5 protein-coding genes are annotated in these 4484 nt (G+C 70.3%); 4 read left to right on the top strand and 1 reads right to left on the bottom strand.

Translation table 11 applies throughout. From position 1 onward, the window contains the following. From HMPREF3105_RS09760 to HMPREF3105_RS09775, 4 genes are all read left to right on the top strand, one after another. Positions 1–429 (top strand): glycosyltransferase (locus HMPREF3105_RS09760; RefSeq protein WP_141762488.1); only part of this gene is annotated, 429 nt, incomplete at its 5' end. Continuing rightward, positions 426–1463 carry a glycosyltransferase family 4 protein gene (locus tag HMPREF3105_RS09765; RefSeq protein ID WP_070709443.1) on the top strand — a complete coding sequence of 346 codons (1038 nt, stop codon included), beginning with the start codon at positions 426–428 and terminating at the stop codon, positions 1461–1463. The genes HMPREF3105_RS09760 and HMPREF3105_RS09765, both read left to right, overlap by 4 nt. Positions 1464–1479: 16 nt before the next feature. After that, complete coding sequence (locus HMPREF3105_RS09770; RefSeq protein WP_070709445.1) at positions 1480–2442, top strand: glycosyltransferase family 2 protein; 963 nt, start codon at positions 1480–1482, stop codon at positions 2440–2442. A 10-nt stretch (positions 2443–2452) separates the two neighbouring features. Continuing rightward, on the top strand, positions 2453–3565 hold the full coding sequence (locus HMPREF3105_RS09775) for a glycosyltransferase (protein ID WP_070709447.1): 1113 nt from the start codon (positions 2453–2455) through the stop codon (positions 3563–3565). A gap of 36 nt (positions 3566–3601) precedes the next feature. Here HMPREF3105_RS09775 and HMPREF3105_RS09780 read toward each other — a convergent pair whose 3' ends face one another. Beyond that, complete coding sequence (locus HMPREF3105_RS09780) at positions 3602–4447, bottom strand: glycosyltransferase family 2 protein (protein ID WP_141762489.1); 846 nt, start codon at positions 4445–4447, stop codon at positions 3602–3604. Positions 4448–4484 lie beyond the last annotated feature (37 nt).

The following is a 4484-nucleotide window of genomic DNA, read 5'->3' on the forward strand; positions in this document are numbered from 1 at the left end:
GACCCCGGGACGCGGTTGACGCTGGCCGGCACCGGGCCGCTCGCGGCGGCGCTGCGCGCTCAGGCCGAGGACCTCGGTGTCGCGGATGCGGTCGACCTGCCCGGCTTCGTGGAGCCGTGGGGCACCATGGCCGAGCACGACGTGCTGGTGCAGCTCTCCGCGTGGGAGAACCTCAGCTACACCCTGCTCGACGCTGCGGCCGCGGGCCTGCCCGCCGTCGCCACGGACGTGGGCGGCAACGGAGAGATCCTGCCGCCTGAGCGCCTGGTCCACGAGACCACGCCGGCGGCCATCGCCGACGCCGTCGTGCGTGCCGCCGCCGACGGCCCGGGCGAGGTGCGCGTGGGCGACGTGGAGACGATGGCCCGGGTGACCGCGGAGGCGACCCTCGAGGTGCTCGGGCGCCGGGTGGGGAAGACCTCAGGATGACCGGACGCATCTGGATCCTGGCAAACCAGGGCGAAGTGGGTGGCGGCGAGGTGATGCTGCACCACCTCGCCACGGCCCTGCGCGAGCTCGGTCGGGACGTGGGCGTCGTGGCCCCGGCGCACCCGGCCGAGACCGCCGATCGTCTGGCCGCGGACGGCTTCGACGTGGTCCGCGTGGGTAGGCCCGGACGCCTGGGGTACCTGCGCGCTCTCCGGGCCTGGGACCGAGGCCGCGGCGGGGACGACGTCGTGTGGTGCAACGGGCTGCTGCCCGCCACCGCACTGGCCGGCCGGCGGCGCCGGATCGTGCACCTGCATCAGGTACCCGAGAAGCCGGTTCTGCGCGTGTTCTCCGCCCTGGCGCGTCCCGGTGCGCTCGCGGTCCTCGCGCCGTCCCGATTCGCGGCGGACCGCATCCGCGGGGCGCGCGTGCTCCACAACTGGGTTCCGGCCCCGACGGCGCCGCAGACACGGCGGGCCCGCGGTGCCGATGATCCGGTGACCGTGGGATTCCTTGGCCGCCTGTCCGAGGACAAGGGCATCGTCACCCTGCTGGAGGCCGCCGCGCTGCTGCGGAAGACCGACCCGGGTGCTTTCGTGTTCCGCGTCGCGGGGGAGAGCCGATTCGTGGCGGAGGACGAGGCGGACCGGCTCGCCACCGCCCTGAAGGCAGCCGGTGAGGACGTCCAGGTGCTCGGCTGGCAGGACAGCGGTGAGTTCCTGGCCACCGTGGACGTGCTGGCCGTGCCGTCGCAGTGGGCCGAGGTCTTCGGCCTGGTGACGGCCGAGGCGATGGCGGCGGGCGTTCCGGTGGTGGCTTCCGATGCGGGGGCCGTTCCCGAGGTGGTCGGCAGCGATCACCCCTTCGTTGTTCCGCAGCGCGACGCCGCCGCACTCGCGAATTGCTTGCGGGCGGTACGAGCGATCGATCTGGGGGCGGTGGCCCACTCCCAGCGACGCCGCTGGGAGTCGCTGTTCTCACCCGAGGCCGGCCGCGCCGCCGTCGCCGAGCTCCTGGATGACCTGTCCCTATGATCCCCGCGGAGGACTCATGACCGAGACGCCCCTGACCCCCGAGGCCAGCGTGATCGTCCCCAGCCGGGGCGGCGCCCAGCGGTTGCCGCGCCTGGCCGGCGCCCTCGCCGCGCAGGAGGGCGCCCCGCCGTTCGAGGTCCACGTGGTCGTGGACGGGGATGTGGACGGGTCGGAAGCGGTGCTCGCGCAGTTGGCCGCGGAACACCCGGGCCTGGACCTGAGCTGGACCGTCTTCCCCGAGAACCGCGGACGGGTCGCCGCGCTCAACGCAGGTGCCGACGCGACGTCCGGCCGCATCCTCATCCGCACCGACGACGATCTGGAGCCCGGACCCCACTACATCCGGGACCACGTGGCCGCGCACGCGGGCGGGCATGGCGGCGTGATCGGATTGACGGCCAATGTCCTCCCGGACTCCGCCTATCAGCGCGTCTACGGTGACGCCCAGGACGAAGCGCACCGTCGCCATGCCTATGCCCTTACGGCAGAGCAGCAGTGGCGGCACTGGGCGGGCAACGTGTCCGTCCCCCGCACCCTCCATGCGGAGCTCGGCGGCTACGACCCGGACTACCGCCGCTATGGCTGGGAGGACGTGGACTTCGGCTACCGCCTCCATGCCGCCGGGTATCCGGTGGAGATCCGGCCGGAGCTGGAGACCCGTCACCACGCGGCGGCGGTCACCACCTACACCAAGGCGCGCCGGGCTCTGCATTCCGGGTCCGCCCGGCAGATCTTCATCGCCAAGCACGGGGCGGACGCACTCGGCGGGGACCGCGCCCCGGGCGGGCCGTGGGGGGCCGCCGTGCGGGCGGTGGCCGCTCTGAGCACGGAGCGCACGATCCGGTGCAGCTCCGCCGTCGTCGAGCGTGCCGCTGCCGTGTTGCCGGCGCCGATTGCACGAAAACTGATCGCGTTGCAGGTCGAAGCCGCCGCGGAGACCGGACGCACCCGGCCGGGGCGTGCCCGCCGGCAGTTCTGAGGGGAGCACCATGACCGACACGACGCGCGGCCGGATCGCCATCGCCCACGACTACCTCACCCAGAAGGGCGGGGCGGAGCGGGTGGTGCTCGCCCTGCACCGGATGTGGCCGGACGCGCCCATCTACACGACGTTCTACGACCCGGAGGGCACGTTCCCCGAGTTCAAGGACGCGCACATCGTCACCTCGCCCCTGAACCGGGTCGGGCTGCTGCGGAAGGACCCGCGGAGGGCACTGCCGCTGCTGCCCCTGGCCTCCTCACTGATGCACGTGAAGGAGTCGGTCGCCGTCGTCTCGACCTCCGGCTGGGCGCATGGATTCCGTTACAACGGCGCCACGCTCGTCTACTGCCACACCCCGGCGCGTTGGGTGTACCTGCTGGACGACTACCTGGGCGAGGGCGGCCGGGACAGCATCAAGGGCCGGATCGCCCGCGTGCTGCGCCCGGGTCTGCGCAGGTGGGACCGCGCGTCCGTCCGGCGTCGATCACGCTATGTGGCCAACTCCACGGTGGTGAAGGAGCGGATCGAAGTCGTCTACGGGCTCGACGGCGTGGACCTCGTGTTCCCGCCGCACTCCGTGAGCACGGAGGGCCCGCAGGAGCCGATCCCGGGCGCCGAACGGCTGGCGGAGGACGGTTTCCTGCTGTCGGTCGCGCGGCTCATGCCGTACAAACACGTGGACGTGGCGATCGAGGCCGCGGCCCGTGCTGGACGGCCGCTCGTGGTGATTGGTAAGGGCCCCGAGGAGGCCCGGCTGCGGGCAATGGCAGGGGAGGACGTGGTGTTCGGCCAGGACCTCACCGACGCGCAGCTGCGGTGGGCGTACGCGCACGCGACGGCACTGATCGCCGCGAGCCACGAGGACTTCGGGATCACGCCGCTCGAGGCGAGTGCGTGGGGCGTGCCCACCGTGGCGCTGCGGGCCGGCGGCTACCTGGACACCATCGTGGAAGGCGTCAACGGCTTGTTCGTGCAGGAGCCGACGGTGGAGGCGGTGGCCGAGGGGGTGGAACGTCTGCTGGCGCATGACTGGGACCGGGCAGCGATGCAGGCGCACGCCGAACGGTTCTCCGAGGGCGCGTTCGCTCGGTGTATGCGTGATTTAGCCGGGGGCTGCTGAACACGGCCCTACTGGTGGTGAGCCGCGAATGGCGCCCTACCGACGGATCCAACGTTTGAACGTCCTCTTCGCGCGGTCGACATGGCGGTAGGAATGGCGGTAGTACGCCAACTGCGTCTCGGCCGCGTTCAACTGCTCGATGAGAGATACCTCTTCCCCCGTGTAGAGGTCAGAGTTCTCCGATCGGACTAGTGCTTTCGCCCGCGTACTTTGCCGGACGTCGATGCGCCCCGCTGTGACTTGATGGTCGCCCAAATGCCGTCGCACGGTCGGTTCATCCAGGATTTTGACGACGCCTCCGAGTCGAAGGATGCGCATCCAGAAGACCCAGTCCTCCCCCATGCTCAACCCCTCCGGGAACCCTCTGGCCATCTCCCAGGCTGACCGACGAAACAGTGATGCCGTGGCCAACAAGGAGTAATCACGCATGGATTCTCGAGTGACAGTCTCTTCAGGGGCTGGCTGGAGGGTCTCCACACCGCCGCATTCTTCATACGCGGCCCCCGTGACGATGGCGACGGTGTCATCCGTATCCATAACATCGGCCATCCTCCGCGGTGCCCACGGCAAAACCTCGTCGTCGCTATCCAGGGCGATGACGTAGGGGGTTGACAAGAGCGCAATCCCGGAGTTCCTCGCGGCGCTTACCCCTCCATTCGGCTGGCGGTGGACTGTGAACCCTTCGCGCCGGAGCTCGTCCAGTGCGGTGCGTGTGGCACTGTTCGTGCTGCCATCGTCCACGACGATGATCGAACCGCGGGATCCAAGGGCGACGTACGCGCTACGGGCCGCCTTCAACACCAGTCCACCTGTGTTAAAGACTGGAATCACGATGCCGACTCGCTGCTCTATCGTGCCGCTGTCACAGGGGGACGTCACCATGACCACGAGTCTAGTTGTTGTGGGTCATGAGGTTCTT

Origin of the sequence: Micrococcus sp. HMSC31B01 (assembly GCF_001816085.1) — a bacterium.
Taxonomy (GTDB): Bacteria; Actinomycetota; Actinomycetes; order Actinomycetales; family Micrococcaceae; genus Micrococcus; species Micrococcus luteus.

What these genes read in the sequence shown, in the direction of transcription:
- HMPREF3105_RS09780 (WP_141762489.1), bottom strand. Translation starts at nt 4,447, where the DNA reads ATGGTGACGTCCCCCTGTGACAGCGGCACGATAGAGCAGCGAGTCGGC.
- HMPREF3105_RS09770 (WP_070709445.1), top strand. Translation starts at nt 1,480, where the DNA reads ATGACCGAGACGCCCCTGACCCCCGAGGCCAGCGTGATCGTCCCCAGC.
- HMPREF3105_RS09775 (WP_070709447.1), top strand. Translation starts at nt 2,453, where the DNA reads ATGACCGACACGACGCGCGGCCGGATCGCCATCGCCCACGACTACCTC.
- HMPREF3105_RS09765 (WP_070709443.1), top strand. Translation starts at nt 426, where the DNA reads ATGACCGGACGCATCTGGATCCTGGCAAACCAGGGCGAAGTGGGTGGC.